The following is a 26797-nucleotide window of genomic DNA, read 5'->3' as shown; positions in this document are numbered from 1 at the left end:
GGGACGGTGACCGGCACGCGACGCCGTGTCTTCGACCCTAGCTCGGTGGCCCCGCCGATCTGACCTGCGGCGTAGCGTTTCGGCCGCGCCTCCTCGGGGCGTACAGGTGTTCCAGCCCGGACGCCGTGACCAGTTTCTCCTCCCTCAGCAGCCGGGTGCCCCGCTCGCACAGGTCCGCGTCCGCTCGGGCCCGCGCGCAGAACTCCTCCGGGGTGCCGCCGAACAGGCGCCTCAACTCCGCCGATTTCTTGAGGAGTTCGGTGATCAGGGTGCGCTGGTCGAGGTGGCGGCGCGGGGCGCCCGTGCCGTCGTGCAGGACTCCGTGCCGGTTCACGTAGGCGTAGGTCCCCGGCAGGACGTGGCCGTTCTCCAGCTCCACCCTGAACTCCGGTCCGGGGAGCGGCACTCGGGCGTAGTTCCCCTCGGGCGAGTCCGCCCCCTCACTGGCGTCGACGACCCTCAGCTGCTCGTCGTCCAGCCAGATGACGAACAACTCCCTTACCGCGCCCGGGGCGTCGACCGGCGACGCGGAGATGTACCCCAGCCGGCTCACATGCGCCGAGACGCCGACCTCGAGACCCGCGACGCGTGCCTTCGTCATCGGGATGGGCGAGGCGATCCCGAACTCGTCCATCTTGTGCCGGAGCTGCCCGGGGCACGCGTTCGACCCGACGGCCAGGACCGGAGTGCGGCCGGGGTGGGTCAGACGGTCCAGGGGGAGGAGGCGGTCCCCTTGGAGGAGAGCGGAGGCGGCGGGCCAGGGGCCGGGGTAGGTGAGGGGGTGGTCACGGGGGGCTCGGGCCAGGCCGAGGGAGGTGAGGGTGGGGGGTGGTGGCATGTGATGTGTCATACCGGACTGGGGGCGGGGTGGGGCGGTAGGACATCACACGCGAGATGTTCCGCTGCACATCCCTGCGGTCCGATCGAGTCGACCCTGTGGACGGCACAGCGCATCGAGGATCGTCCGGTCGCGTCGGCGGAAGCGTTCGCCGGTGTGGAGCCGGGGGAGTGCGACCAGCGGATTGTCGACTGGTCGGCGAGTCGGGACGGACCGACCGCGGCATCGCTGGAACCGGGATCACCCGCCGCCGTCCGCGGTCCTCCAGGCCGGAAGACTGCCCGGCACGGTCGGCACCGTGAGGTACGCGACCGTCAGCCACCGCTCACGGCTCACGACGGCCACTCGGACCCTCCCAGGCGCTTCAGGTGGGTGACCGGCAGGCAGACCACCGAACGGGTCAGCCGCCGCAAGTGCGCCGGCTTGCGGGGAACGCGCCGACCCCACCGCGTCCAGCAGCCGTGCCTCCCCGATGCCCGTCCACTCCAGCACCACCCGCCCCACCTCGGGGATCAGCACTATCAGATGCCCCAGTACATCGGAACCAGGGTCTCCAGCTCATCCGCCGACGACGCCCCCGCACGCCGGGGGCGCACCCCCTCAGTCCGCCGGCCCCAGTTCCCCCGACCCCCGGGTGATCAGCCGGGTCGGCAGGACGATGCGTTCGGGGGCGATGTGGGTGCCTTCGAGTTGTTGGAAGAGGCGTTCCGCGGCGGTGCGGCCGATGATCGCGGCGTCCTGGGAGACGACGGTGACGCCGGGCTGGAGGAGGTCGGCGAGTTCGAGGTCGTCGAAGCCGACGAGGGCGACGCGGCGGGCGTGTTCGGCGAGGACGCGGATGACGGTGACCGTCACCCGGTTGTTGCCGGCGAAGATCGCGGTGACCGGCGAGGGCCCGGACAGCATCTCCTCGGCCGCGCGGCGCACCCGCTCGGGACTGGTGACACCGAGGGACATCCACGCGTCCTCGGCGGCTATCCCGGCGTCCTCCAGGGCGGCCCGGTAACCGCGCAGCCGCTCGGCGGCCGTGTGGATGCGGGGCATGTCACCGATGAACCCGATACGCCGGTGCCCGTGCGAGACGAGGTGGGTGACACCCTCCCGGGCCCCGCCGAAGTTGTCGGACAGGACGCAGTCGGCGTCGATCCGCCCGGCCGGCCGGTCCACGAACACCGTCGCGACGCCCGCCTTGATCTCCGGCTCCAGATACCGGTGGTCGTCACCGGCCGGGATCACCACGAGCCCGTCCACCCGCCGCGCGCACAGCGCCAGCGCCAGTTCCTGCTCCCGGTCGGGGTCCTCGGCGCTGGAGCCGTTGATCAGCAGGGCGCCGTGCGAGCGGGCGACCTCCTCGACCGCGCGGCTCAGCGGGCCGTAGAACGGGTCCGCGAGGTCCTCCAGGACCAGCCCGATGCTCGCCGTCCGCCCCTTGCGCAGGACCCGCGCGCTGTCGTTGCGGCGGAAGCCGAGCGCCTCGATGGCCTCCTGGACGCGCCGCTCGGTCTCGGGGGTGACGCCGGGCTCGCCGTTGACCACGCGGGAGACGGTCTTGAGGCCGACTCCCGCGCGCGCGGCGACGTCCTTCATGGTGGGACGGTTGCCGTAGCGGGCGGTGGTCAGGGGGGTGGCGCGTCGGGGCGTCTCTGGCACGATGCGGGGTCCTGTTCCTGTCGGCCTCGGGGATACGGCGATGTCCGGGTTTGCGGGGGTCGCGCGATCCCTGGGGTTGTATGAGGATGTGGCGTCGAGCATAGAGCCTGGACAACGTTGTCAGATGCGGGAGACACTGTCCATCGCCTTCTCCGGTCCGCGTCCCCCACAGCTGGACCGGCCGGCGTTTTTTCGACGGTCGACTGGGGAGAACCGAGACTTTGATGCACACCGACCTCGTGGCCGCGCTCGACATCGGCGGCACCAAGATCGCCGGAGCCCTGGTGGACGGCGACGGCACGATCCTGGTCCGCGCGCAGCGGCCGACTCCCGCGCGGGAGGACGGCGAGACCGTGATGGGTGCCGTGGAGGGCGTGCTCGGGGAGCTGACGTCGTCGCCGCTGTGGGACCGCGTCCACAGTGTCGGCATCGGCAGCGCGGGCCCCGTGGACGCCTCCGCGGGGACGGTCAGTCCGGTCAACGTGCCCGGCTGGCGCGGGTTCCCGCTCGTCGCGCGGGTCCGCGGGGTCACCGGTGAGCTGCCGGTCGAGCTGATCGGCGACGGCGTGGCGATCACGGCCGCCGAGCACTGGCAGGGCGCCGCGCGGGGGCACGACAACGCGCTGTGCATGGTCGTCTCGACCGGCGTCGGCGGCGGGCTCGTGCTGAACGGCCGGCTGCACCCCGGGCCGACCGGGAACGCCGGTCACATCGGGCACATCTCCGTCGACCTCGACGGCGACCCCTGCCCCTGCGGCGCGCGCGGCTGCGTGGAGCGCATCGCCAGCGGGCCCAACATCGCCCGGCGCGCCCTCGACAACGGCTGGCGCCCCGGTCCCGACGGCGACGCCACCGCCGCCGCGGTCGCCGCCGCCGCGCGCGCGGGTGACCCGGCGGCCCTCGCGTCGTTCGACCGCGCCGCCCAGGCCCTCGCGGCGGGCATCGCGGCGACCGCGACACTCGTCGAGATCGACATCGTCGTGATCGGCGGGGGCGTGGGGAAGGCCGGCGACGTCCTCTTCGGCCCGCTGCGCCGCCATCTCGCCGACTACGCCACCCTGTCCTTCGTCCAGGGCCTCACCATCGTCCCGGCCCAGATGGGCACGGACGCGGGACTGGTCGGGGCGGCTGCCGCGGCACTGGTGCGGCAGGAGGGGGCGGCTGCCGCGGGGGTGTGAGGCACGCGCGCGTACGGCGTGCCGGGCACGGATCGCCCTGCCCGGCACGCGCGCGTGAACGCCCCGTACGAACCGGTCCGCCACGCGTGCGTGCGCGCCTGCGGTCGACGAATCCGGCGCCCTCGTCGAGCAGCCGGTCCGCCACGCGTGCGTGCGCGCCCGGCCCCCTCCCCGCACCCCGTGCGTGACCTCCGCCCCGGCGCCGGCGTTGGAGTGGGCATGAAGAAGCGCAGCATGCTGGCCATCGCCTCCCTCGCCACCGGATTCGTCGTCGCGGCGATCACGCCGTCGCACGGCGCGGACCACGACCAGCCCGGGGGGTTCGACCTGGGGAACACGCTCAGCAGCCTCGACCACACGGTGGCCGACGACAGCCTGGCCGTCGACGACAACGCCCTCGGGCAGAACGGTTGACGCGAACCGTCGCGGGGCGCGGGGCGCCGGTCCTTGAGGGGCCGGCGCCCCGGTGCTTTCACCTGGTCCTCAACGGGAACTGGTTTCCGTGGCAGGGTGGAGCGGGCAAGCCTCAGGGGGCCTACGGAAGAGGGGGAAACGTGACCGTCGTCTGGATCAACGGCGCGTTCGGTGCGGGGAAGACGACCACCGCACGGGAACTGAACGATCTGATCCCGAACAGCACGCTCTTCGACCCGGAGTTCGTCGGCGGGGCGCTCACCCAGCTTCTTCCGGCCAAGCACCTCGCCGAGGTCGGCGACTTCCAGGACCTCCCGATCTGGCGCCGGCTCGTGATCGACACGGCCGCCGCGCTGCTCGGCGAGGTCGGCGGCACGCTGGTCGTGCCGATGACGCTGCTGCGCCAGGAGTACCGCGACGAGATCTTCGGCGGGCTCGCCGCTCGCCGCATACCGGTACGACACGTGCTTCTCGCCCCGGCTGAAACGATCCTGCGTGAGCGGATAGCCAACCGCCCGATCCCGCCGGACCTCCCGGACGGCGAGATACGGGTCCGGCAGTGGTCGTACGACCACATCGAGCCGTACCGGGCCGCGCTCGCCGCCTGGCTGACGGCCGACGCGCATCTCATCGACTCCGGCGCCCTCACGCCGTACGAGGCGGCCCTGCGGATAGCGGAGGCCGTCGGCACCGGCACCGTCCCGGTGTGCGACATCGTCCAGACCCCCGAGCCGACGGCGGAGACGCTCGCCTCGGGCGTGCTGCTCTTCGACGAGGACGACCGTGTCCTGCTCGTCGACCCGACCTACAAGCCCGGCTGGGAGTTCCCCGGCGGTGTCGTCGAGCCCGGTGAGGCGCCCGCGCGCGCCGGTGTCCGCGAGGTCGAGGAGGAGACCGGCGTCCGGCTCACGGAGCTTCCCGGGCTCCTCGTCGTCGACTGGGAGCCGCCGCGCCGCCCCCGCTACGGCGGTCTGCGTTTTCTCTTCGACGGTGGACGCCTCGACGCCGCCGCGGTCGCCGGACTCTCCCTCCCCGGCCCCGAACTGCGCGCCTGGCGCTTCGTCACCGAGGACGAGGCCGTCGGCCTCCTCCCTCCCGACCGCTTCGAACGCCTGCGCTGGGCTCTGCGGGCCCGGGAGCGGGGCGCGGCGATCTACCTGGAGTCGGGCGTCCCCGTGGCCGGAGAGGGCTGCTGAGCGGCCCTCAGGGGCCTTGCGCGGCCGGCCGGTCAGGCGCTCTCGGCGGCGTACAGCCGGCGTACCGCGTCCGCCGGGAAGACGGCCGACGGGTCCTGCCCGAGCCGTGACTCGAACGCGTCCATGACCGCCCCCACGGCCGCGTGCCGCCGGACCACCGCCGCCGCGCCGTCCGGCATGCCCTCCGGGCGTTCGCCCCGCGCGTACGCGTGCAGGCGTGCCAGGCGGTCGGCGCGGCCGTGGAACTCGGTGACCAGCCAACGGGCCAGGTACGCGCGCGTGTAGGCGTCGTCGTAGGCGCGGTGGGCGGTGTGGAAGGCGCGTTCCGCCGGGGAGAGGGCGAAGCCGGTGGAGAGCGCCAGTCCGTGGTCGGTGAGGTGGAGGCGGCGGCCGTCGGTGAGGATGTTGCGGAAATGGGCGTCGAAGTGGACGAGGCCCGTGGTGCCCAGGAAGCCGGTCAGGGCCGTCAGTTCGCGCTCCGCCCAGGCGCACGCCTCGTCCGGACGGGGTCCGTGGACGTGGGCGCGCAGCCAGTCGTGCAGCGTGGCCGGGAAGTGTTCCAGGAACAGCGTCAGGCTCGCCGGGGCCGTACCGAGGGCCTCGATCCGGGGGCGGACGGCCGGTCCCCAGTAGGCGACCGCCCGGTCGGCGTCGGGGGAGTCCACCGGGGCGGGGACGGGCAGTACGCGCGCGTGGTGCAGCAGGGGGAAGCCCGGGAAGCGGCCGGAGAGGGCCCACCGGGTGGTCGTCTCGTGCACCGACAGCTCCCGCCAGACGCCGAACCCGGGGCTGGGGACGGCGCCGATGCCGTAGTGGCAGGCGGGCGGGAGGCCGAAGACGTCCGCTGTCGAGCGGTCGCGTTCGGCGCCGGTCAGCGGGAGGCGTTTCACGAACACCGGGTGACCGGCGACCGTCACGCGCGCGGTGCTGCCGCCCACGCCGGTGCCGAGCGGCTCGCCCGCGTCGAGGAGGGCGGTGAGCCGCGCGTCGTCGAGGCGGGCGAGGGCGGCCGACACGGCGGCGTGGACGGTGAGGCGCATACGCGCCAGTCGATCAACTCGCCGCGTAGTTCCGCAAGAACAGAGCCTCCGCCACCGACAGCCGCTCCAGCTCCTGCGGGGACACGCTCTCGTCGACCGCGTGGATCTGCGCCTCCGGCTCGCTGAGGCCGATGAGGAGGATCTCCGCGCGCGGGTAGAGCGCGGAGAGGGTGTTGCACAGCGGGATCGAGCCGCCCTGGCCGGCGTACTGCATCTCCTGGCCGGGGTAGGCGACGGCCATGGCGTCGGCCATCGCCGTGTACGCGGGGCTCGTGGTGTCGGCGCTGAACGGCTGGCCCTGGCCGACCTGTTCGACCTCCACGCGCGCGTGCCAGGGGGTGTGCGCCTCCAGGTGGGCGCGCAGCAGCTTGGTCGCCTCGGCGGCGTCCGTGCCCGGCGGGACGCGCAGGCTCACCAGCGCGCGGGCGTACGCCTGCACGGAGGGGGTGGCGCCGACGACCGGCGGGCTGTCGATGCCGAGGACGGTGACGGCGGGACGCGCCCAGATGCGGTCCGCGACCGTCCCGGAGCCGATCAGCTCGACGCCGTCGAGCACCTTGGCGTCCTGCCGGAACTGCGCCTCGTCGTACTGGAGGCCCTCCCAGCGCGCGTCGGACGTCAGCCCGGCGACGGTCGTCGACCCGTCCTCGGCGCGCAGCGAGTCCAGGACCCGGATCAGCGCGGCGAGGGCGTCCGGGGCGGCGCCGCCGAACTGGCCGGAGTGCAGGTTGCCTTCGAGGGCGCGCACGCTCACCCGGAGCATCGTCATGCCCCGCAGGGTCGCGGTGACCGTCGGCAGCCCGACCCGGAAGTTCCCGGCGTCCCCGATGACGATCGTGTCGGCGGTCAGCAGCTCCGGGTGGGCCTCGGCGTACCGCTCCAGACCGCCGGTGCCCTGCTCCTCCGAGCCCTCCACGATGATCTTGACGTGCACCGGGACGCCGCCGTTCGCCTTGAGGGCGCGCAGCGCGAGCAGGTGCATGATCAGCCCGCCCTTGCAGTCGGCGGACCCGCGCGCGTACCAGCGCCCGTCGCGCTCGGTCAGCTCGAAGGGCGGGCTCGTCCAGGCGGCCTCGTCCAGCGGGGGCTGCACGTCGTAGTGGGCGTACAGCAGGACCGTCCGCGCGCCTTCCGGGCCCGGCAGGAAGCCGTAGACGGACTGGGTGCCGTCCGGGGTGTCGAGGACGGCGACGTCCTGGAAGCCCTCCGCGGTGAGCGCGCCGGTGATCCACGCCGCGGCGGCCTCGCTCTCCGCGCGCGGGAACTGCTCGAAGTCGGCCACGGACCGGAAGGCCACCAGCTCGGCCAGCTCCGCCTTCGCCCTGGGCATCAGGGAGGCGACGGTCTCGGCGACCGATTTCGACGACATGGGCACGCTCCTCGTGGGTGCGACGTTGTACGGGGTGAGCACACGTCCGTACGGGTCCGTACGGCGGGGGATCTCGCAGCGAGCGTACGCGCTCGGGCCCGCCGGGCCTCACCGGAGGGCCTCGGTGATCTCCGCCGTAGGATGCGGGTGGACAGGTGCGACAGGCGGCCGGATCGGGAGCAGCAGACCATCGTGAGCAGCGAGAACTCTTCGGCGGACGACGTGAGCGAGACCGAGGACGCGCGTCGGGTGTGGGACGTCGTCGTGGTGGGCGCGGGGCCCGCGGGCGCCTCGGCCGCGTACGCGGCGGCCGTCACCGGGCGGCGCGTGCTGCTGTTGGAGAAGGCCGAACTGCCCCGCTACAAGACGTGCGGCGGCGGCATCATCGGCCCCTCCCGGGACTCGCTGCCGCCCGGCTTCGAGCTCCCCTTCAAGGACCGGGTGCACGCGGTCACGTTCTCCAACAACGGCCGCTTCACGCGCACGCGCCGCTCGCGCCAGATGCTGTTCGGGCTCATCAACCGCCCCGAGTTCGACCAGCAGTTGGTGGAGCACGCCCAGAAGGCGGGCGCCGAGCTGCGCACGGGCGTGACGGTGTCACGTGTCGAGCAGCACGGCTCGGCCGTCCCGGACCGGCGCAGCGTCGCCGTCGTCCTCCAGGGCGGCGAGACGCTCCTGGCGCGCGCGGTGGTCGGCGCCGACGGCAGCGCCAGCCGCATAGGGGCGCACGTCGGCGTGAAGCTCGACCAGGTGGACCTCGGTCTGGAGGCGGAGATCCCGGTGCCGGAGACGGTCGCCGAGGACTGGAAGGGCCGCGTCCTCATCGACTGGGGCCCGATGCCGGGCAGTTACGGCTGGGTCTTCCCCAAGGGCGACACCCTGACGGTCGGCGTGATCTCCGCGCGCGGGGAGGGCGCCGCGACCAAGCGGTATCTGGAGGACTTCATCGGGCGGCTCGGTCTCGCCGGGTTCGAGCCGAGCGTCTCCTCGGGCCATCTGACGCGCTGCCGCGCGGACGACTCGCCCCTGTCGCGCGGGCGCGTGCTGGTCTGCGGCGACGCGGCCGGCCTGCTGGAGCCGTGGACCCGGGAGGGCATCTCCTTCGCGCTGCGCTCGGGGCGGCTCGCGGGGGAGTGGGCGGTGCGCATCGCGGAGGCGCACGACGCGGTGGACACGCGCCGGCAGGCCCTCAACTACGCGTTCGCGATCAAGGCGGGCCTCGGCGTCGAGATGAGCGTCGGCAAGCGCATGCTGGCCGCCTTCGAGCGCCGTCCGGGCCTGTTCCACGCCGCTCTCACCGGCTTCCGTCCCGCCTGGCGCGCGTTCGCGGAGATCACCCGCGGCAAGACGACCCTGGGCGAGCTGATCCGTACGCATCCGCTCGCGCAGCGCGTGCTGACCGGGGTGGAGCCGCGGCCGAAGGCGGCGGAGCCGGAGGAGACCGACGAGGAGGTCACCCCCTGACGGTGATCCGGAAGACGGGGTGGTCGCCCGCGGCGGCGGCGATCTCCTCGTCCGACGACTTCGCCGTCACCCCCTGGAAGTACTGGTTGACCTCCCAGCCCCACTTCTTCAGGTAGCTCCGCAGGACCTCGGGCTTCTCCGCGTCGGGCACCTCCACGGCCGTGAACTCGCGCACCTTGCGGCCGACGCGCAGCTCGCCGCCGCCCGCCGCGCGCATGTTGCGCACCCACTGCGAGTGGCCCCGCGCGGAGACCAGGTACTGACCGCCCTCGTGCGTGTGGGGGTTGACCGGCACGCGCTGCATCTGCCCGCTCTTGCGCCCCTTCACGGACAGTTCGGCGGTGCCCGCGAGGCTGAAGCCGTGCCGGGCGAGCCAGCCGACGACGTTGTTGAAGCGGACGTTCAGCGGGCTGCCCTTGAGGTAGTACGGCTGCGACATGGTGACTCCCGGGTTTCAGAGAGCAGTGCTCTCGGTTCGTGTCTCCGAGTCTGCACGAGGCGTGCGCCCATTGCAAGAGCGGTGCTCTCTCTTTTGTTCGGCGTTCTCCAATGTGTGCACCGCTCCGTTTTGGTGGAAGACTGACCCGCATGAGCCGCAACGTCTCCCCAGGGGCCCGCGCCCGCGCCCGGGTCGAAGTGACCGCCGCCATCAAGGAGGAGGCCCGCCGGCAGCTCGCCGCCGGGGGTGCCGCCCAGCTCTCCCTGCGCGCCGTCGCCCGCGCGCTCGGCATGGTCTCCTCGGCCCTCTACCGCTACTTCCCGAGCCGCGACGACCTCCTCACGGCCCTCATCATCGACGCCTACGACAGCCTCGGCGAGGCCGCCGAGAAGGCCCACGCCGAGGTCGCCCAGGACGACGTCGTACGCCGCTGGGTCGCCGTCTGCGAGGCCGTACGCGCGTGGGCGCTCGCGCGGCCCCACGAGTACGCGCTGATCTACGGCTCGCCCGTGCCCGGCTACCGCGCCCCCGACTCCACCGTCCCCGCCGCCGCCCGCGTCGGCCTCCTCCTCATCGCCCTCACCCGCGACGCCCACCACGCGGGCGCCCTCACCGAACCGCCCCTCCCGCCCGCCCTGCGCCCCGAGGCGGAGCGCATCGCCGCCGACCTGGCCCCCGACCTCCCCCCGGGCGTCGCAGCCGCTCTCGTGGCCGCCTGGGCCCAGCTGTACGGCCTCGTCGGCTTCGAGCTCTTCGGCCAGTTCCACCGCGTCGTCGAGGACCGCGACCCGTTCTTCCGGGAGGCCGTCACCCGCCTCGCGCGCGGGGTCGGCCTAGTGGGACGGGAACTGGCCTAGTGGATGCCTAGCGTGGCCGCCGAACCGACCACAAGGAGGCACCCATGCCCGTCCCCCAGGGCTACACGACCGTGACGCCGTGGATCATCTCCCCCGACACCGTGCGGCTGATCGCCTTCCTCAAGGAGGCGTTCGGCGCCGAGGAACTGTCCTGCCTCGTCGGCGCCCGCGGAGCCGTCGACCACGCGGAGGTCCGGATCGGCGACTCGGTCGTCATGGCCTTCGACGCCCCTCCCGGATGGCCGCCCACCCCCGGCTTCCTGCGCCTCTACGTCGACGACGCCGACGCCGTCCACCGCCGCGCCGTCGAGGCCGGCGCCACCTCCGTCACCGAGGTCACCCACCTCTCCTTCGGCGACCGCGTCGGCCGCGTCCGCGACCCCCTCGGCAACCTGTACTGGATTCACACGCGCGTGGAGGACGTGACCGCGGAGGAACTCGAACGCCGGCTGGACGACCCGGTGTTCACCGCGGCCATGGAGTACGTCCAGAGCGCCGACTTCTTCCCGGGGCGGTAGCCGACCGGGAGAGCCGCGTACTCCCCGGGAAGTACCCCGGCCCGCTCCGCCCGGCGGACGTGCGGCCGGGGCCGTGCCGTCTAGCGTGGCCGGTATGGACGAACGGCGCAGAGGCGGACCGCCGCAGTGGGCACGGACCTGGGAGGACGGCGACCGGTGGCCCTGGCGGTCCACCGCGTTCGTCACCGCGTTCGTGCTGATCGGCTCCACCTACGCGGCCCACGGCCAGGAGGGCACCCGCGCCCCTCTCGACGTCTACGCGCGCGTGCTGCTCGCCGTCGCCGCCGGACTCCTCCTGTGGCGCAAGCGCCACCCGGTGGCCGTCGTCTGGGGTACGACGCTGGCGGTGGCCCTGTACCTCGGCGGCGGCTACCCCTACGGACCGGTGTTCCTGGCGGTCGCCCTCGCCTGTCTCTCCGCCGTCGTCACCGGACACCGCAAAGCCGCCTGGGCCGCCGTCGGCGCGCTGTGGGCCGTCCACCTGCTGATCGCCCAGTGGCTGTACCGGTGGCTGCCCCCGGGCGGCGACGGCGCCGCGCCCCTGGGACAGGAACTCGCCGTCGCCGCCTGGGCCGCGGTGGTCGTGACCGTCTCCGAACTGGCCTCCGCGCGACGCGAACAGTGGGCACGCCGGCGCGCCGAACAGGCCGAGGCGACCCGGCGCCGCGCCGACGAGGAACGCCTGCGGATCGCCCGCGAACTGCACGACGTCCTCGCGCACAGCCTCTCCGTCATCAACGTCCAGGCGGGCGTCGGACTCGCCCTCCTCGACACCGACCCGGGACAGGCACGCACGGCCCTGACCACCATCAAGGCGGCCAGCAAGGAGGCCCTCGGCGAGGTCCGCCAGGTCCTGGACACCCTCCGCGCCCCCGGAGCCGCCCCGCGCACCCCGGCCCCCGGCCTCGGCCGCCTCCCCGAACTCGTCGAACAGGCCGCCCGCGCGGGACTGGCCGTCCAGGTCGACGGCACCCCGCCCCGCCTCCCCCCGGGCACCGACCTCGCCGCCTTCCGCATCGTCCAGGAGGCCCTCACCAACGTCGTCCGCCACTCCGGCTCGCGCCACGCGCGCGTGCGGCTCGGCACGGCGGACAAGGGGGGCGCGCTGCGGCTCGTCGTGGACGACGACGGGCCGGCCACCGGCGCGGACGCGGGCGGCAGCGGCAACGGACTCGCCGGAATGCGCGAACGCGCGGCGGCCCTCGGTGGCAGCATCGAGGCGGGCACCCGGGACGACGGCGGGTTCCGGGTGACGGCGAAGCTGCCGGTACGGGGGACACGCCCGGGAGGGCCCCGTACGACGCCTGCCGCGCCGCTTCCCCGGACGCCCGCGGCGGAAACCCCCGAGGCTCCGAGGCGCTCCAAGGCTCCGGAACCCCCCAAGGCTCCGGAACCCCCCAAGGAGGAACACCAGTGATCCGCGTACTGCTCGCCGACGACCAGTCGCTCGTCCGCGCCGGTTTCCGCGCCCTGCTCGACGCGCAGGCCGACATCGAGGTGGTCGGTGAGGCGGCGGACGGGGAGGAGGCCGTGCGCGCCGTGCGGGAGGCGGCGCCGGACGTCGTCCTGATGGACATCCGGATGCCCCTGCTGGACGGCCTCGCCGCGACCCGCCGGATCACCGGGGACCCGGCTCTCCAGGACGTCAGGGTGGTCGTCCTCACCACCTTCGAACTCGACGAGTACGTCTTCGAGGCGATCCGCTCCGGCGCCTCGGGCTTCCTCGTCAAGGACACCGAACCGGAGGAACTCCTGCGCGCCGTGAGGGCGGTGGTCGCCGGGGACGCCCTGCTCTCGCCCGGCGTGACCCGGCGGCTCATCGCCGAGTTCGCGGCCCGCTCCAAGCAGCCCTCCGGCGCCGACGCCCTCGCGCCGCTCACCGAACGGGAGCGGGAGGTGATGGCGCTGGTCGGGATCGGCCTGTCGAACGAGGAGATCGCCCGCCGCCTCGTCGTCAGCCCCCTCACCGCGAAGACCCACGTCAGCCGCACGATGGTGAAGCTCGGCGCCCGCGACCGCGCCCAACTCGTCGTGCTGGCCTACGAGTCGGGGCTGGTGCGGCCGGGGTGGCTGGGCTGATCGAGGCCGGGGCGGTCGAGGTGACGCGGGCCGGGTCGGCCGGGCTGATCCGCCGTCCGCAGCCGCAGCAGGACGCTGATCACCCGGGCCATGAACACCACCGGCAGCAGCACGATCCCCGCCTTGAGGAGGACGCTCTCCGCGAGCCCCGGCAGGTCGAAGAGCAGCGCCGGGCCGGCCACCGCCCCGAACACGACCGCCGCCGCGAACACCGCGCTGAACAGCGCGTACCCGATCTCCACCGTGATCGCGTCCCGGTCGGCCTGCGTCCGGCGCCCCCCGTACCCCGTCATACGGCCCAGTCTGGCACAGGGTCAGACGGCCGAGCGCTCCGTCCACAGCGCGGCGAGCGCCGCGTCCCCGCGCACCTCGGGGAACGGCTGCCGGTTCCACAGGGCGAGGTACAACTCGGGTGCGGGACCGGAGAGTTCGCAGTCGGGTTCGGCGGTGTCGGCGCGTTCTGTTACCGGGGGACCGGCGGAGAGACGTACGGTCCACACCGCGTCGCCCGAGTCGTTTGAGGCTGTCGCGTGCACGCGCAGCACGCGGGGCGGCTCGGTGCGGACGCGGCTCCTCTCGCGGGCGTGGAAGCCGCGCAGGATCTCGTCGATGCCGTCCACCGCGAACTCGGCGGTGACCGGGGCGGGTTGGGCGCCGGTGGCGGACTCGGCGTCGTAGCGGTGCACGGCCGTCTCGTGGGCCTGGCGGCGGGCCCAGAAGGCGAGCGGGGAGGGGGCGGGCAGGAAGGCGAAGCAGTCGACGTCCGGCGGGGCGTCGGTGAGGGCGGCGACGAGCAGGCGGTGTCCGTCGCGGAACCACTCCAGCAGCTCCGGCCCGTCGAGCCGGGGCACCTCGGGGAGCGGCCGTCGTGCGGCGAACCCCTCGGTGACGTACGCGCGCGCCCAGCGGTGCACGGCCCCCGTGTGCTCCACCAGTTCCCGCACCCGCCACCCGGGACAGGTCGGTACGGTGCTGTCGACTCCGGCCGTCTCGGCGGCGGCGGCCAGGGCGAGGCCCTCACGGTCGAGGGCGTGAATGAACTCGGTCGTCTGCATGTGCACGAGTGTGGTCGCTCGGGCCGCCGCAGGGTGTTCCGCGCGCCGGACTGCCGCGCCTCAGGCCGCCGTACGGTGCTCAGCGCGCCCGGTCGCCGCCCCGATCAGCGCGGCCAGTGCCGCGAGGACGGCGACGCTGGTGAGGGCGGTGGGCAGCGAGAACCAGTCGGCCATGAAGCCGATCGCGGGCGGCCCGAGCAGCATGCCGCCGTAGCCGAGGGTGGAGGCGACGGCGACGCCGTGCGGCCCGGCCAGCGCGCCCGCCCGCTCGACGGCCACCGGGAAGAGGTTCGCGAGCCCGAGGCCCGCCACCGCGAAACCGATCAGCGCCGCCCAGAACGCCGGGGCCAGCGCGCCCAGCAGCATTCCGGCCGCCGCGACCGTCCCGCCCGCGACGACGGTACGGCTGCGCCCGAGCCGCTCCAGGAGCGTCGTCCCCGAGAGTCGGCCGACCGTCATGGCCAGCGCGAAACACGAGTACCCGACGGCCGCGGCCCCGACGGAGACGTCCAGGTCCTCGCGCAGGTGCAGGGCGCCCCAGTCGGCGAGGGCGCCCTCGCCGTAGGCCGTGCAGCCGGCGATCAGACCGAAGACGATCACGAGACGCCGGGTGCGGGGGGTGGTTTTCGCGGGCCGGGACGGTCGTACGGCTCCGGTGTCCTCCTGTGCGGTCGCACGTGCGGACGGCTCCTGTGCGGCTGCACGTGCGGGTGGCAGGCGCAGGAGCATGCGGCCCGCGACGGCCGTCACCAGGAGGCCGATGACGCCGAGCAGGAGTAGGTGCCAGGCGGGGGAGAGGACGCCCGCGACGAGGGCGCCCAGGCCCGCCCCGAGCATGCCGCCGAGGCTGAACGCGGCGTGGAAACTGGGCATGATCGGCCGGCGCAGGACGGTGACGAGGTCCACGGCGGCGCTGTTGAAGGCCACGTTGATGCCGCCGTAGGCCGCGCCGAACAGCAGCAGGACGGCGCCCAGGGCCGGGACCGAGTGGGCGTGCGGGGGCAGGGTGATCGACAGGGAGAGGAGGACCGCGCAGACGACCGTGACGAGATGGCTGCCGTAGCGCTGGCAGAGCCGTCCCGTGAAGAGCATGGTGACGACCGCCCCGGCCGAGACGCACAGCAGCGCCAGCCCGAGGGCGGAGGCCGAGGCGCCGGTCTGCTGCTTGATGTCGGGGATGCGGACGACCCAGCCGGCGAACATGAAGCCGTCCACGGCGAAGAACGCGGTCAGGACGGCCCGCAGCAGGCGCAGGTCGCTGCTCGGCGCGACGCTGCGCGAGCGGAGTTTGTTTATCAGCGGCACAAACTCAGGCTAGGAGTGACCCGCACCCGGGGCAAGGGTGTCTCCGGTCACTCCCGGCCCAGGTCGGCCGGAAGCCTGTGATGCGGCCCTCACTTGGTGTTTTAGAGTTGCTCTCGCTTTGTGTGAACCGGTGGGCACGGTACGTGGGAGGACACGCTCGACATGGCGACCGAAACGTTTGAGTTCCAGGTAGAGGCGCGTCAGCTTCTCCAGTTGATGATCCACTCGGTCTACTCGAACAAGGACGTGTTCCTCAGGGAACTCGTCTCCAACGCCTCCGACGCGCTCGACAAGCTGCGCCTCGACAAGCTCCGGGACGACAGCCTCGACGCGGACGTCTCCGACCTGCACATCGGGATCGAGCTGGACAAGGACGCCCGTACGCTCACCGTCCGCGACAACGGCATCGGCATGTCGTACGACGAGGTCGGCAGGCTCATCGGCACCATCGCGAACTCCGGAACCGCCGCGTTCCTCAAGGAGTTGAAGGAGTCGGAGGCGTCGGCGGAGTCCGAGGGGCAGGTCGAGGGCCTCATCGGGCAGTTCGGCATCGGCTTCTACTCCGGGTTCATGGTCGCCGACGAGATGACGCTGCTCACCCGCCGGGCCGGCGAGAGCGCCGGGACCCGCTGGTCGTCGCGCGGCGAGGGGACGTACACCCTGGAGCGCGTCGACGACGCCCCGCAGGGCACGGCCGTCACGCTGCACCTCAAAGAGGCCGACCCCGACAACCAGTTGCACGACTACACGGCCGACTGGACCGTCCGGCAGATTGTCAAGAAGTACTCCGACTTCATCACCTGGCCGATCCGCCTCGACGCCGAGGCGGAGCCGCTCAACTCGATGAAGGCCCTGTGGGCGCGCTCGCGCGACGAGGTCACCGACGACGAGTACCACGAGCTGTACAAGCACGTCAGCCACGACTGGCGCGCCCCCCTGGAGACCATCCGCCTCCAGGCCGAAGGCACCTTCGAGTACCAGGCGTTGCTCTTCCTGCCCGAGCACGCGCCGCACGACCTGTTCACCCGCGACTACCGCCGCGGCCTCCAGCTCTACGTCAAGCGCGTCCTGATCATGGACGACTGCGAGGCGCTGCTCCCGCCGTACCTGCGGTTCGTCAAGGGTGTCGTCGACGCGGCCGACCTCTCGCTGAACGTCTCCCGCGAGATCCTCCAGCAGGACCGCCACATCCTGATGATCCAGCGGCGGCTCGCGAAGAAGCTCCTCTCCTCCGTCAAGGAGATGCGGACCAACGCGGCCGACAAGTACGCCACGTTCTGGCGGGAGTTCGGGGCCGTCCTGAAGGAAGGGCTTCTCAGCGACACCGACAACAAGGACGCGCTGCTGGGGGTCTGCTCCTTCGAGAGCACCAACTCCCCTGCGGAGTCCGGTGAGCTGACGACGCTTCAGGAGTACGTCTCGCGGATGAAGGACGGCCAGGAGGCCATCTACTACCTGACCGGCGAGTCCCGCGAGAGCATCGAGAACTCCCCGCAGATGGAGGCGTTCTCGGCACGCGGCATCGAAGTCCTGCTGCTCACCGACGCAGTTGACGAGGTGTGGGTCGACGCCGTCCCCGAGTTCGAGGGCAAGAGCCTGCGGTCCGTCGCCAAGGGCGAGATCGACCTCGACGCGAACGACGGCGAACAGGCCGGCGCGGAACGGGAGAAACAGGCCGAGGAGTACGCCGGGCTGCTCGACTGGATGAAGGAGCGGCTCACCGACGAGGTCAAGGACGTCCGCCTCTCCGCCCGGCTCACCGTCTCCCCGGCGTGCGTCGTCTCCGACGACGGCGACGTCACACCGGCGCTCCAGAACATGTTCCGCGCCATGGGCCAGGAGATCCCCGCCGCCAAGCGCATCCTCGAACTCAACGCCGGGCACGCGCTGGTGCAGGGGCTGAACCGGGCGTACCAGGAGGAGGCGCGGCGCGAAGGGCTCGTCGAGACCGCCGAGCTGCTGTACGGGCTGGCCGTCCTCGCCGAGGGCGGGCGGCCGAAGGAGCCCGGGAAGTTCGTCCGGGTGGTGGCGGAGCGGCTGGAGAAGTCGCTCTGACGCGCTGATCCGACCGGCCGGGCGTGTGCTCCGAACGCGGAGCGCACGCCCGGCTTATTTCCCCACAAAATCCCCCCACTCTCTGGTTGCTTAAGTCAATCAATCAGGCGTACATTCGTCGACGGCGAACCGGCCCGACATCCCCCACGGAGGCCCGACCATGTCCCACGCACAACCCCGATCCGTGGCGGCGGGGGTGGAACCAGCGCCCCGGGCGAATCTCGTCGTCGCGGTCCTCGCCTTCGGCGGGATCGTCGTCTCACTCATGCAGACGCTGGTCATCCCGATCGTTCCCGAACTGCCGAAACTCCTGAACGCCTCGGCCTCGGACGCCACTTGGGCGGTCACCGCGACCCTCCTCGCGGCGGCCGTCGCCACCCCCGTGATGGGCCGCCTCGGCGACATGTACGGTAAGCGGCGGATGCTGCTCGTCAGCCTCCTCACGCTGGTCGTCGGCTCGGTCGTCGCCGCGCTGAGCGACCAGCTCGCCCCGATGATCGTCGGCCGCGCCCTCCAGGGACTCGCCTCCGGCGTCATCCCCCTCGGCATCAGCATCATGCGCGACGAACTCCCCGCCGAACGGCTCGGCTCCGCGACCGCCCTCATGAGCGCCTCCCTCGGCATCGGCGGCGCCCTCGGACTGCCCGCCGCCGCGCTCATCGCCGACCACTTCGACTGGCACCTGCTGTTCTGGACGTCCGCCGCGCTCGGCGTCGTCGCGCTGGTACTGGTACCGGTGTTCGTGCCCGAGTCACGCGTCCGGACCGGCGGGCGCTTCGACCTGCCCGGCGCCGTCGGGATGGCCGTCGGGCTGATCTGCCTGCTGCTCGGCATCTCCAAGGGCGCCGACTGGGGCTGGACCAGCGGGACGACGCTCGGGCTGTTCGCCACCGCCGTCGTGGTCCTCGTCGGGTGGGGCCTCTTCGAACTGCGCGTCTCCGAACCGCTGGTCGACCTGCGCACCACCGCCCGCCGCCAGGTCCTCGTCACCAACCTCGCGTCCATGGCCTTCGGGTTCTCCATGTTCGCGATGTCCCTGGTCCTCCCGCAGCTCCTCCAGCTCCCCGAGGCCACCGGGTACGGGCTCGGCAAGTCGCTCCTCGACGCGGGGCTCGTCATGGCGCCGACCGGGCTCGTGATGATGGCCATGGCCCCCGTGTCGGCGCTCATATCCAAGAAGTGGGGCGCCAAGGTCACGCTCATGATCGGGGCGGTGATCGTCGCCGCCGGGTACGGGCTCGGCGTCGTCATGATGTCCGAGGTGTGGCAGCTCGTCGTGGTGTCCTGCGTCGTCGGCGCCGGTATCGGGTTCGCCTACGGGGCGATGCCCGCGCTGATCATGGGGGCGGTGGAGCCGGGCGAGACCGCCGCCGCGAACAGCCTCAACACCCTGATGCGGTCCATCGGGACGTCGACCGCCAGCGCCGTCGCCGGGGTGATCCTCGCGCAGATGACGACCGGGTTCCACGGGGTGGCGCTGCCGTCGGAGAACGGGTTCAAGGTGGTCATGGGGGTGGGGGCGGGGGCCGCGGTGCTCGCGTTCGGGGTCGCGGCGTTCATTCCGCGGAGGCGGACGGTGGGGGAGGTGGCCGGGGCCGGGGACGGGGCTGGGGCTGGGGCCGGGGGTGGTGCGGCGGCGGATACTGGTATCGGGGTGGCGGCGGGTGCGCCGGATGCACGTGCATCCGCACCCGAGTCGTACGGGGCGGACGCACCGGAGTCGTACGGAGCGGACGCACCGGCATCCGCGGGCGCCGGTCCGCGGGCCGTGACGACCCCCGACGCCCGCGCCGTCGGCGCCGCGGTGGCTGTTCCCCTCTCCCGCGCCGTCGCCGAACTCGTCGCGACCGTCCCGAACCTCGGCGACGGCGTCCCGGGCGGCACCGGACGTCCGGTGCGCGGCCAGGTGCGCGGCACCGAGAACGTCCCCGTCCCCGGCGCCGCCGTGACGCTGATCTCCCTGGACGGACGCCAGTTGGGCCGCGCGGTCGCGGACGCCGACGGCACCTACGAGGTCCAGGCGCCCGGCGAGGGCACGTACGTCCTCCTCGCCGCCGCCGACGGACTCCAGCCGCAGGCGACCACCGTCGTCGCCGGCGCGACGCCCGTGTCGTACGACATCCTCCTGACCGGCACCAGCGGGCTCGCCGGGGTCGTGCGCGCCGCGGACGGCGGGGCGCCGGTCGCGGGGGCGGTCGTGATCGTGACCGACGTCCGCGGGGACGTCCTCGCGACCACGCGCACCGACGGGCTCGGGGAGTTCGCGCTCGCCGAACTGGTGCCGGGCGCGGTGACGGTCGCCGTCAGCTCGCCCAAGCACCGGCCCCTCGCGCTCCCCGTCCAGATCGCCGGGACCGGCGTCACCCGCATCGAGGCCGAGCTCCAGCCCGGCGCGCACGTGCGGGGGATCGTGCGCGGCGCCGGGTTCCCGCTGGGCGACGCCCGGGTGACCCTCGTGGACGCCGCCGGGAACGTCGTCGCCACGACCACGACCGGCACGGACGGCGCGTACGCCTTCTCCGACCTCGACAGCGGGCAGTACACCGTCATCGCGACCGGCTACCCGCCCCGCGCGACGGGCGTCAGCCTCGCCGGTGACCTCGACGGCCACGACATCGAACTCGCCCACGCGGAGTAGCGGTTGACGGGGCCCGTGCGCGAAGTGCCGTGTGCACGGGCCCCGTTCGTGAACCCAACCTTTCGCGGGGCTGTGACGTCTTACGTCGCGTCACTGTCACACCACCCGCACTGGGGGAAGCAATGCGACGCACAGCAGCGGCAGTTGCCGCTCTGGCTCTCGCCGTCACGGCACTCGGCACCGCGGCGACCACCGCGACCGCGGCCGAGGGGCAGGGCATCACCGCCTGTCCCACCGGCTGGGGGAGCCTCGACAAGAACGTCTCCTCGACGAAGTACAAGCCGCTGACCGACGCCCGCACGGGCCGGCACGACTGCTACGACCGGATCGTCTTCGACGTCCCGGGCGGCGGCACCGGCGTCGGCTACCGCGTCGGCTACGTCGACGCCCTCTACCAGGACGGCACCGGCGACCTCATCCCGGTCTCCGGCGGCGCGATCCTCTCGATCCGCCTGGTGGCGCCGTCCTACGACTACGAGACGGGCACGCCCACCTACCCCGGCCGTGCCCGCCAGCCCCTCCCCGGGGTCGACGTCAGCGGCTACACCACCTTCCGCGACACCCGCTTCGCCAGCAGCTTCGAGGGCGAGACCCTGATGGGGCTCGGTGTCCGGGCCCGACTGCCGTTCCGCGTCCAGCAGTTGACGGACAAGGTCGTGATCGACGTGGCGCACACCTGGTGAACCGCCCGCCGGGGACCGGCTCTCCCGTGCCGGTCCCCGGCCCCGGCCCGCAGGCGAGCTGGTTGACTGTGCGGGAGCACGTGCACCGCGAAGGAGGACCATGCCTGACCTGCGGACCGGCGGAATCCGGCTCCAGTACGACGACGAGGGCAGCGGCGACCCCGTCGTCCTGGTGATGGGCCGAGGCGCCGCCGGGCGCGTCTGGCACCTCCACCAGGTCCCCGCGCTGAAGGCGGCCGGGCACCGCGTCATCACCTTCACCAACCGGGGCATCCCGCCGAGCGACCCGAGCCCGCAGGGGTTCACCATCGACGACATGGTCGCCGACACGGCCGGCCTCATCGAACAGCTCGGCCTCGGCCCCTGCCGGGTCGTCGGCACCTCCCTGGGTGCGTACGTCGTCCAGGAACTCATGCTCGCCCGGCCCGAGTTGGTCAGCCAGGGCGTCCTGATGGCCACCCACGGCCGCACCGACGCCTACCGCCGGGCCGCCATCGACGCCGAACGCGCCCTGCACGCGGGCGGGTTGACGCTCCCCGCCGCCTACACCGCCTGGAACCGCGCCCTGCGCAACCTCTCGCCGGCCACCCTCGGCGACGAACAGCGCCTCCAGGACTGGCTGGACCTCTTCGAGTTCGCCCGCGAGGACACCGGGCCCGGCAGCCGGGTCCAGCTCGAACTCAACGCCCCCGAGGGGAGGTTGGCCGCCTACCGGCAGATCGGGACGCCCTGCCTGGTGATCGGGTTCGCCGACGACCTCGCCCTTCCGCCGAGGCTCAGCCGCGAGGTCGCCGACGCGATTCCCGGGGCGGTGTACCGGGAGGTCAAGGACTGCGGCCACTACGGATATCTCGAACGGCCGGACGCCGTGAACCGGTTGATGCTCGACTTCTTCCGGGGAGCGGGTGGGTGAGGCGTTCCTGAAGGGGCCGGTCGCGAAGGGGCTGGCGCCGGTCTCGGAGGCGTGAGGCGTTCCCGGGGCGTGAGGCGTTCTTGAAGCGGTGTGCCGGGCGGCCGTACCGTGCGAGGACGATCGTCGCCGGGAGAGGCGGGGCCATGACCCACGTCGAGGACGAACTGAACTCCCAGCCCGAGTGCTGGACCCGTGCCGTGTCCCAAGCCGCCCACCACACCACCGAGTTGCCCGCCCCCGGCGAACGCGTCGCGATCGTCGGCTGCGGCACCTCGTACTACATGGCGCAGGCCGCCGCGGCCCTCCGGGGCGGCGAGACGGACGCCTGGCCCGCCTCCGAGTTCCCCCACGACCGCCCCTACGACCGTGTCGTCGCCCTCACCCGCTCCGGTACGACGACGGAGGTGCTGGAGCTGCTGCGGCGGGTCCGCGAAGGGCGTGGCCGGACCCGCACGACCGCCGTCACCGCGGACCCGTCGTCCCCCGTCACGGCCGCCGCCGACGCCGTGATCGTCCTCGACCACGCCGACGAACTCTCCGTCGTCCAGACCCGGTTCGCCACCACCGCCCTCACCCTCCTGCGTGCCCACCTCGGCCTCCACCCCGACACCGCGATCCCCGACGCCCGTACGGCACTTGCCGAGCCGCTTCCCCAAGGGCTCGTGGAATGCGGCCAGTTCACGTTCCTCGGGCGCGGCTGGACCGTCGGCCTCGCGAGCGAGGCGGCGCTGAAGATGCGCGAGGCGTCGCTGTCGTGGACCGAGGCGTACCCGGCGATGGAGTACCGGCACGGGCCCATCAGCGTCAGCACGGCGGGGACGGCGACCTGGATGTTCGGCCAGGCACCCGAAGGGCTAGCCCGACAGGTGCGTGGGACGGGCGCGTTGTGGGTGGGCGGGGAGCTGGACCCGCTGGCCGAACTGGTCCGGGCCCAGCGGCTCGCGGTGGCCGTCGCGGCGGCCAGAGGGCTGGACCCCGACCGGCCCCGGCATCTGACGCGCTCGGTGATCCTCACGCCCTGAGCGGACCTCCGCCCCCTGAGCAGATCCTCACCCCTTGAGGAGTCGCCCCATGCCCCTCACCACCACCGCCGACCTCGTCACCCGAGCCGCCGCGGCCCGTCGAGCGGTCGCCGCGTTCAACATCATCACCCTGGAGCACGTCGAGGCGGTCGTCGAGGGCGCCGAGTCCCTCGGCTCGCCGGTCGTCCTCCAGGTCAGCGAGAACGCGGTCGCGTTCCGCCGGGGCGACGTCCGCCCCCTCGCCCGCGCCGCTCTCGCCGTCGCCGAACAGGCCGCCGTACCCGTCGCGTTGCACCTCGACCACGTCCGCGACGACACGCTGCTGAAGCAGGCCGCCGACGCCGGGTTCAGCTCGGTGATGTACGACGCCTCGCACCTGCCCTACGGCGAGAACCTGGCGGCGACGCGGGCCGCCGTCGGCTGGGCGCACGGTGAAGGGCTGTGGATCGAGGCCGAGTTGGGGGAGATCGGCGGGAAGCGGGGCGCGCACGCGCCCGGGGTCCGTACCGATCCCGACGAGGCGCGGACGTTCGTCGCGGACTCCGGGGTGGACGCGCTGGCCGTCGCCGTCGGCAGCACGCACGCCATGACCAGCCGCACGGCCGTCCTCGACCACGCCCTGCTGGCACGGCTCGCCCGCGCCGTCGACGTACCGCTCGTCCTGCACGGCTCCTCAGGTGTCCCGGACGGCGAACTCACCGCGGCCGTCGTGGGCGGCATCACCAAGGTGAACGTCGGCACGGCCCTCAACCTCGCGCTGACCGACGCGATTCGCGTGCATCTGGCCGAGCATCCGCACGCCGTGGACTCCCGTGCGTACCTCGGCGCGGGACGGGAGGCGATGACCCGGACCGCCGCCCGGATCATCCGCGTCCTCAGCCCTCCCTGACCGCCCTCAGCACCACGAACTTCGGGTTCCCGGCGACGACCTCGCTGTTCCCGAACAGCTTGCGCAGCTTGACGTGGTATCCGAGATGCCGGTTGCCCACCACCCACAGCTCCCCGCCCGGCCGCAGCACCCGCCGTGCCCCGCTGAACATCCGCCACGACGTCGAGTCGGTCGTCGCCTGGTGGGAGTGGAACGGCGGGTTGTTGAGGACGACGTCCACGCTCGCGTCCGGCACCCCCGCGAGCCCGTCCCCGACCCGGAACTCCGCGTGCCCCGGCACCCCGTTGGCCTTGTAGGTCGCCTCCGCCGACGCCACCGCCTGGAACGACTCGTCCGTGAACAGCACCTCGGCCTCCGGGTTGGCCAGCGCCACCGCCGTACCTACCACGCCGTTCCCGCAGCCGAGATCCACCACCCGGCGCACGCCCCGCGTACCGGGCAGATGCGCGAGGAAGAAGCGCGTGCCGATGTCGAGGCGGTCGGCGCAGAAGACGCCCGCGTGACCGACGACCGGGTGACCGGAGAGGACCCCGACGTCGTCCGGGAGGGTGTAGCCGTACGGCCACGGGTTGGCCGGGCGCTTCAGCTCCCGGTCCGGCGCGCAGAAGATCAGGCGGGCCTTCTGGCGGGCCAGGGACGTCCGGGTGGGGCCGAGAATCCGCTCGAACAGGCGGAGCGTGGAGGTGTGGATCTCCTTGACCATGCCGGTGCCCACGACGACCGTGCCCGCGTGGAGAGCGGGCGCGAGCCGCAGGAGCTGGTCCTCCAGGAGCGCCAGGCTCTTCGGCACGCGCACCAGCAGGACATCGACCCGGGCGGGCGGCGGGTCCTGCGTGGTCAGCAGCTGCACGGCGCCGGTCGCGACACCGGCCCGCGCGAGGTTCGCCCGCGTCGCCTCCTGACCCAGCCAGGAGTCGGTGATCTGCGTCGGGCCGGCCTGCGCGAGCGCGGTGGCCAGCGCGCCCCAGCGGTCGCCCAGCACGACGACCGTGCCGGTCAGGGGCACCGCCTGCTCGTGCAGATGCGCCAGCAGATACGCGTCGGCGGCGTCCCAGGCACGCAGCCGGTCGCGCGGGTCCTCGGGGAAGCGGCTCAGCTCCAGCTCGCCCCACGGCGTCGTCATACGGTCGTTCATCGTCAGCCAGGCTAGCCGAACCGCAGCTCAGGCCGGGTGCGGCAGGATGGTCCGATGGACGCCGAGCTGTTTCCCCGGGAACGCGCGCAGATCGCGCCGGGCGCCGTGCACGTGCCCGACTGGCTGGACGCCGCCGCCCAGCGCGAGCTGCTCGAAGCCTGCCGGGAGTGGGCCCGGCCACCGGCCGGCCTGCGCACCGTCCGCACACCGGGCGGCGCCGCCATGACCGCCCGCCAGGTCTGCCTGGGCTGGCACTGGTACCCGTACGCGTACTCCCGCACCGCGGCCGACGGGGACGGCAGCCCGGTGAAACCTTTCCCCGCGTGGCTGGGGGAGCTGGCGGAGCGGGCCGTGGCGGTGGCGTATGACATACCACCGGGGACCTCGGCGGCACATCACACACCACCGGGCTCCTCGGCGGCGTGTCACACATCACCGGGCTCCTCCCCGGCGTACGACATCGCGCTCGTCAACTTCTACGACGGGGACGCCCGGATGGGCATGCACCGCGACGCCGACGAACGCTCGGACGCGCCGGTGGTGTCGCTGAGCCTGGGGGACCGGTGCGTGTTCCGGTTCGGGAACACGGAGACGCGGGGGCGGCCGTACACGGACGTCGAGCTGCGCAGCGGGGATCTGTTCGTGTTCGGTGGTGTGTCACGCATGGCATATCACGCGGTACCGAAGGTGCTGCCGGGGACGGCGCCGGCCGGGCTCGGGCTCGTCGGGCGGCTGAACGTGACGCTGCGCGTCAGCGGATTCGCGCACGGCCACGGCGGAGAGCGGATCATGGGAGACTCCCCCTCATGAGCGGCAAGGCGGACCCCCGGCCGGCGGGGGAAGGGACCACCTCAAGGGCGCGGTTGGACCGGGGGCGCGGTGCGCTCGGGCCCGCGCTGGAGCTCGTGCACACCGGACGGGCGCCGACGCGCGCGGTCCTCACCGCCGAGCTCGGGGTGACGCGCGCCACCGCGGGGGCGGTCGCCGCAGAGCTGGAGGCGCTCGGTCTGATCCGGGTGGACGCCCACCCGACGGCCGCCGCCGGTTCCCAGGGCCGTCCCTCGCACCGCCTCGAACTCGCCGACGACGGGCCGGTGGTGCTCGCCGCGCAGGTCCATGCCGACGGTTTCCGGGCCGCGTTGGTCGCGCTGGGCGGCCGGATCGTCGCGACGACCCCGGGCTGCGAGGTCGTCGACGCGGACCCGGTGAAAATCCTCAGCGCGGTCGTCGAGGCGGGGGCCGACCTGCTGCGGGCCAGCGGGCGCCGCTGCGTCGGCGCCGGGCTCGCCGTGCCCTCCGCCGTCGCCGAACCCGAGGGGCTCGCCCTCAACCCCCTGCACCTCGCCTGGCCGGTGGGGGCTCCGGTACGGGAGATCTTCGCGGAGCGGATCGGCGCGGTCGGCGTCGAGGGGCCCGCGTTCGCCGCGAACGACGTCAACCTCGCCGCGCTCGCCGAACACCGGCACGGCGCCGGGCGGGGCGCCCGCGACCTGCTCTGCGTGGCCACCGGACACCGGGGTGTCGGCGGTGCCCTCGTCCTCGACGGCCGTCTGCACACGGGGAGTTCGGGACTCGCCCTGGAGGTCGGGCACCTCACCGTCAACCCCGAGGGCCGCCCCTGCTACTGCGGCAGCCGCGGCTGCCTCGACGTCGAGGCCGACCCGCTCGCCCTGTTGACCGCCGCCGGTCGTGAACCCGGGCCCGAGGGCTCGCTGTTGCACCAGGCGAGCCGCTTGGTCCGCGAGGAGTACGGCGATCCCGTGGTCCGTACGGCGGCCGAATCCCTCATCGACCGGCTCGGGTTGGGACTCGCCGGCCTCGTCAACATCCTCAACCCCGACCGCATCATCCTCGGCGGCCTCCACCGCACCCTCTTCGACGCCGACCCCGAACGCCTGCGCGCCGTCGTCGCCGATCGCAGCCTGTGGGGGCGGAGCGGGAGCGTCCCGATCCTCGCCTGCTCGCTGGACCACAACAGCCTTGTGGGGGCGGCGGAGTTGGCGTGGCAGCCGGTGCTGGATGATCCGTTGGGGGCGTTGAGCGGGTGAGGGGGGCGGCGG

General features: G+C 73.2%; 25 protein-coding genes. 16 read left to right on the top strand and 9 right to left on the bottom strand.

What is annotated here, in order from left to right:
• Positions 1-37: 37 nt before the first annotated feature.
• Together ABZX85_RS13710 and ABZX85_RS13705 are read right to left on the bottom strand one after the other, a co-directional pair.
• Positions 38-838 (bottom strand): hypothetical protein, encoded by an 801-nt coding sequence (locus tag ABZX85_RS13710; RefSeq protein ID WP_355866427.1) that lies wholly within the window; start codon positions 836-838, stop codon positions 38-40.
• A gap of 600 nt (positions 839-1438) precedes the next feature.
• Positions 1439-2488 (bottom strand): LacI family DNA-binding transcriptional regulator, encoded by a 1050-nt coding sequence (locus tag ABZX85_RS13705; RefSeq protein WP_355866424.1) that lies wholly within the window; start codon positions 2486-2488, stop codon positions 1439-1441.
• Between the two features lie 224 nt (positions 2489-2712).
• Here ABZX85_RS13705 and ABZX85_RS13700 point away from each other — a divergent pair, with 224 nt between their 5' ends.
• The 3 genes from ABZX85_RS13700 to ABZX85_RS13690 all read left to right on the top strand — a co-directional run bounded on the left by ABZX85_RS13700 (position 2713) and on the right by ABZX85_RS13690 (position 5276).
• The gene (locus ABZX85_RS13700; RefSeq protein WP_355866421.1) at positions 2713-3666 is read left to right on the top strand and encodes an ROK family protein; all 954 of its coding nucleotides are present in this window, start codon (positions 2713-2715) and stop codon (positions 3664-3666) included.
• A 219-nt stretch (positions 3667-3885) separates the two neighbouring features.
• The gene (locus ABZX85_RS13695) at positions 3886-4080 is read left to right on the top strand and encodes a hypothetical protein (protein WP_355866418.1); all 195 of its coding nucleotides are present in this window, start codon (positions 3886-3888) and stop codon (positions 4078-4080) included.
• 140 nt (positions 4081-4220) lie between these two features.
• Positions 4221-5276 (top strand): NUDIX domain-containing protein, encoded by a 1056-nt coding sequence (locus tag ABZX85_RS13690; RefSeq protein ID WP_355866415.1) that lies wholly within the window; start codon positions 4221-4223, stop codon positions 5274-5276.
• 32 nt (positions 5277-5308) lie between these two features.
• Here ABZX85_RS13690 and ABZX85_RS13685 read toward each other — a convergent pair whose 3' ends face one another.
• Positions 5309-6316, bottom strand: coding sequence for a protein kinase family protein (locus ABZX85_RS13685; protein WP_355866412.1), 1008 nt, complete (start codon positions 6314-6316; stop codon positions 5309-5311).
• Between the two features lie 13 nt (positions 6317-6329).
• Positions 6330-7685, bottom strand: coding sequence for a dipeptidase (locus ABZX85_RS13680; protein ID WP_355866409.1), 1356 nt, complete (start codon positions 7683-7685; stop codon positions 6330-6332).
• A 192-nt stretch (positions 7686-7877) separates the two neighbouring features.
• On the opposite strand from ABZX85_RS13680, the gene ABZX85_RS13675 reads away from it, so the two are divergent.
• Entirely contained in the window at positions 7878-9149 is a 1272-nt protein-coding gene (locus tag ABZX85_RS13675) for a geranylgeranyl reductase family protein (RefSeq protein ID WP_355866406.1), read from the top strand.
• Here ABZX85_RS13675 and ABZX85_RS13670 read toward each other — a convergent pair.
• Positions 9139-9588, bottom strand: a complete 450-nt coding sequence (locus tag ABZX85_RS13670; protein WP_355866403.1) for a nitroreductase family deazaflavin-dependent oxidoreductase — start codon at positions 9586-9588, stop codon at positions 9139-9141. The two genes, ABZX85_RS13675 and ABZX85_RS13670, sit on opposite strands and share 11 nt — an antisense overlap.
• Before the next feature lie 149 nt (positions 9589-9737).
• Between ABZX85_RS13670 and ABZX85_RS13665 the strand changes: the two genes are divergently transcribed.
• The 4 genes from ABZX85_RS13665 (at position 9738) to ABZX85_RS13650 (ending at position 13042) form a co-directional block, all read left to right on the top strand.
• A complete protein-coding gene (locus tag ABZX85_RS13665; RefSeq protein ID WP_355866400.1) occupies positions 9738-10445 on the top strand; it encodes a TetR/AcrR family transcriptional regulator in 708 nt (235 codons plus the stop codon).
• 44 nt (positions 10446-10489) lie between these two features.
• Entirely contained in the window at positions 10490-10963 is a 474-nt protein-coding gene (locus ABZX85_RS13660) for a VOC family protein (RefSeq protein ID WP_355866397.1), read from the top strand.
• 94 nt (positions 10964-11057) lie between these two features.
• Entirely contained in the window at positions 11058-12380 is a 1323-nt protein-coding gene (locus ABZX85_RS13655) for a sensor histidine kinase (protein ID WP_355866394.1), read from the top strand.
• A complete protein-coding gene (locus ABZX85_RS13650; protein ID WP_355866391.1) occupies positions 12377-13042 on the top strand; it encodes a response regulator transcription factor in 666 nt (221 codons plus the stop codon). Before ABZX85_RS13655 ends, ABZX85_RS13650 begins: the two co-directional genes overlap by 4 nt.
• On the opposite strand, the gene ABZX85_RS13645 is transcribed toward ABZX85_RS13650, so the two are convergent.
• From ABZX85_RS13645 to ABZX85_RS13635, 3 genes are read right to left on the bottom strand one after another with little or no spacing between them, the layout of a single operon-like run.
• Complete coding sequence (locus tag ABZX85_RS13645; RefSeq protein WP_355866388.1) at positions 13003-13335, bottom strand: DUF6332 family protein; 333 nt, start codon at positions 13333-13335, stop codon at positions 13003-13005. The genes ABZX85_RS13650 and ABZX85_RS13645 overlap by 40 nt on opposite strands.
• A gap of 21 nt (positions 13336-13356) precedes the next feature.
• Positions 13357-14097 carry a maleylpyruvate isomerase family mycothiol-dependent enzyme gene (locus ABZX85_RS13640; protein ID WP_355866385.1) on the bottom strand — a complete coding sequence of 247 codons (741 nt, stop codon included), beginning with the start codon at positions 14095-14097 and terminating at the stop codon, positions 13357-13359.
• Between the two features lie 60 nt (positions 14098-14157).
• On the bottom strand, positions 14158-15402 hold the full coding sequence (locus tag ABZX85_RS13635) for an MFS transporter (RefSeq protein WP_355866383.1): 1245 nt from the start codon (positions 15400-15402) through the stop codon (positions 14158-14160).
• 162 nt (positions 15403-15564) lie between these two features.
• Here ABZX85_RS13635 and htpG point away from each other — a divergent pair, with 162 nt between their 5' ends.
• The 6 genes from htpG to ABZX85_RS13605 all read left to right on the top strand — a co-directional run bounded on the left by htpG (position 15565) and on the right by ABZX85_RS13605 (position 23602).
• Positions 15565-17457: a molecular chaperone HtpG gene (htpG, locus tag ABZX85_RS13630; protein WP_355866380.1), complete on the top strand. Its 1893-nt coding sequence runs from the start codon at positions 15565-15567 to the stop codon at positions 17455-17457.
• Positions 17458-17617: 160 nt separating this feature from the next.
• On the top strand, positions 17618-20095 hold the full coding sequence (locus tag ABZX85_RS13625) for an MFS transporter (protein WP_355866377.1): 2478 nt from the start codon (positions 17618-17620) through the stop codon (positions 20093-20095).
• A 122-nt stretch (positions 20096-20217) separates the two neighbouring features.
• A complete protein-coding gene (locus ABZX85_RS13620; RefSeq protein WP_355866374.1) occupies positions 20218-20778 on the top strand; it encodes a hypothetical protein in 561 nt (186 codons plus the stop codon).
• 100 nt (positions 20779-20878) lie between these two features.
• Positions 20879-21691 (top strand): alpha/beta hydrolase, encoded by an 813-nt coding sequence (locus ABZX85_RS13615; RefSeq protein WP_355866372.1) that lies wholly within the window; start codon positions 20879-20881, stop codon positions 21689-21691.
• A 143-nt stretch (positions 21692-21834) separates the two neighbouring features.
• Positions 21835-22713: a sugar isomerase gene (locus ABZX85_RS13610; RefSeq protein ID WP_355866369.1), complete on the top strand. Its 879-nt coding sequence runs from the start codon at positions 21835-21837 to the stop codon at positions 22711-22713.
• 49 nt (positions 22714-22762) lie between these two features.
• A complete protein-coding gene (locus tag ABZX85_RS13605; RefSeq protein WP_355866366.1) occupies positions 22763-23602 on the top strand; it encodes a class II fructose-bisphosphate aldolase in 840 nt (279 codons plus the stop codon).
• On the opposite strand, the gene ABZX85_RS13600 is transcribed toward ABZX85_RS13605, so the two are convergent.
• Positions 23589-24725 carry a methyltransferase gene (locus ABZX85_RS13600; RefSeq protein WP_355866712.1) on the bottom strand — a complete coding sequence of 379 codons (1137 nt, stop codon included), beginning with the start codon at positions 24723-24725 and terminating at the stop codon, positions 23589-23591. The genes ABZX85_RS13605 and ABZX85_RS13600 overlap by 14 nt on opposite strands.
• A gap of 66 nt (positions 24726-24791) precedes the next feature.
• Between ABZX85_RS13600 and ABZX85_RS13595 the strand changes: the two genes are divergently transcribed.
• Both ABZX85_RS13595 and ABZX85_RS13590 read left to right on the top strand, forming a co-directional pair.
• Positions 24792-25547 (top strand): alpha-ketoglutarate-dependent dioxygenase AlkB, encoded by a 756-nt coding sequence (locus ABZX85_RS13595; protein WP_355866363.1) that lies wholly within the window; start codon positions 24792-24794, stop codon positions 25545-25547.
• Positions 25544-26785 (top strand): ROK family protein, encoded by a 1242-nt coding sequence (locus ABZX85_RS13590; protein WP_355866360.1) that lies wholly within the window; start codon positions 25544-25546, stop codon positions 26783-26785. Before ABZX85_RS13595 ends, ABZX85_RS13590 begins: the two co-directional genes overlap by 4 nt.
• Positions 26786-26797: the final 12 nt, after the last annotated feature.

It is taken from the genome of Streptomyces sp. NPDC004539, assembly GCF_040610055.1.
In the GTDB taxonomy this organism is placed as follows: Bacteria; Actinomycetota; Actinomycetes; order Streptomycetales; family Streptomycetaceae; genus Streptomyces.
This window is presented reverse-complemented; position numbering and strand designations above follow the sequence as displayed.

What these genes read in the sequence shown, in the direction of transcription:
- ABZX85_RS13710 (WP_355866427.1), bottom strand. Translation starts at nt 838, where the DNA reads ATGCCACCACCCCCCACCCTCACCTCCCTCGGCCTGGCCCGAGCCCCC.
- ABZX85_RS13700 (WP_355866421.1), top strand. Translation starts at nt 2,713, where the DNA reads ATGCACACCGACCTCGTGGCCGCGCTCGACATCGGCGGCACCAAGATC.
- ABZX85_RS13695 (WP_355866418.1), top strand. Translation starts at nt 3,886, where the DNA reads ATGAAGAAGCGCAGCATGCTGGCCATCGCCTCCCTCGCCACCGGATTC.
- ABZX85_RS13685 (WP_355866412.1), bottom strand. Translation starts at nt 6,316, where the DNA reads ATGCGCCTCACCGTCCACGCCGCCGTGTCGGCCGCCCTCGCCCGCCTC.
- ABZX85_RS13680 (WP_355866409.1), bottom strand. Translation starts at nt 7,685, where the DNA reads ATGTCGTCGAAATCGGTCGCCGAGACCGTCGCCTCCCTGATGCCCAGG.
- ABZX85_RS13670 (WP_355866403.1), bottom strand. Translation starts at nt 9,588, where the DNA reads ATGTCGCAGCCGTACTACCTCAAGGGCAGCCCGCTGAACGTCCGCTTC.
- ABZX85_RS13665 (WP_355866400.1), top strand. Translation starts at nt 9,738, where the DNA reads ATGAGCCGCAACGTCTCCCCAGGGGCCCGCGCCCGCGCCCGGGTCGAA.
- ABZX85_RS13660 (WP_355866397.1), top strand. Translation starts at nt 10,490, where the DNA reads ATGCCCGTCCCCCAGGGCTACACGACCGTGACGCCGTGGATCATCTCC.
- ABZX85_RS13655 (WP_355866394.1), top strand. Translation starts at nt 11,058, where the DNA reads ATGGACGAACGGCGCAGAGGCGGACCGCCGCAGTGGGCACGGACCTGG.
- ABZX85_RS13645 (WP_355866388.1), bottom strand. Translation starts at nt 13,335, where the DNA reads ATGACGGGGTACGGGGGGCGCCGGACGCAGGCCGACCGGGACGCGATC.
- ABZX85_RS13640 (WP_355866385.1), bottom strand. Translation starts at nt 14,097, where the DNA reads ATGCAGACGACCGAGTTCATTCACGCCCTCGACCGTGAGGGCCTCGCC.
- htpG (WP_355866380.1), top strand. Translation starts at nt 15,565, where the DNA reads ATGGCGACCGAAACGTTTGAGTTCCAGGTAGAGGCGCGTCAGCTTCTC.
- ABZX85_RS13625 (WP_355866377.1), top strand. Translation starts at nt 17,618, where the DNA reads ATGTCCCACGCACAACCCCGATCCGTGGCGGCGGGGGTGGAACCAGCG.
- ABZX85_RS13620 (WP_355866374.1), top strand. Translation starts at nt 20,218, where the DNA reads ATGCGACGCACAGCAGCGGCAGTTGCCGCTCTGGCTCTCGCCGTCACG.
- ABZX85_RS13615 (WP_355866372.1), top strand. Translation starts at nt 20,879, where the DNA reads ATGCCTGACCTGCGGACCGGCGGAATCCGGCTCCAGTACGACGACGAG.
- ABZX85_RS13610 (WP_355866369.1), top strand. Translation starts at nt 21,835, where the DNA reads ATGACCCACGTCGAGGACGAACTGAACTCCCAGCCCGAGTGCTGGACC.
- ABZX85_RS13605 (WP_355866366.1), top strand. Translation starts at nt 22,763, where the DNA reads ATGCCCCTCACCACCACCGCCGACCTCGTCACCCGAGCCGCCGCGGCC.
- ABZX85_RS13600 (WP_355866712.1), bottom strand. Translation starts at nt 24,725, where the DNA reads ATGACGACGCCGTGGGGCGAGCTGGAGCTGAGCCGCTTCCCCGAGGAC.
- ABZX85_RS13595 (WP_355866363.1), top strand. Translation starts at nt 24,792, where the DNA reads ATGGACGCCGAGCTGTTTCCCCGGGAACGCGCGCAGATCGCGCCGGGC.
- ABZX85_RS13590 (WP_355866360.1), top strand. Translation starts at nt 25,544, where the DNA reads ATGAGCGGCAAGGCGGACCCCCGGCCGGCGGGGGAAGGGACCACCTCA.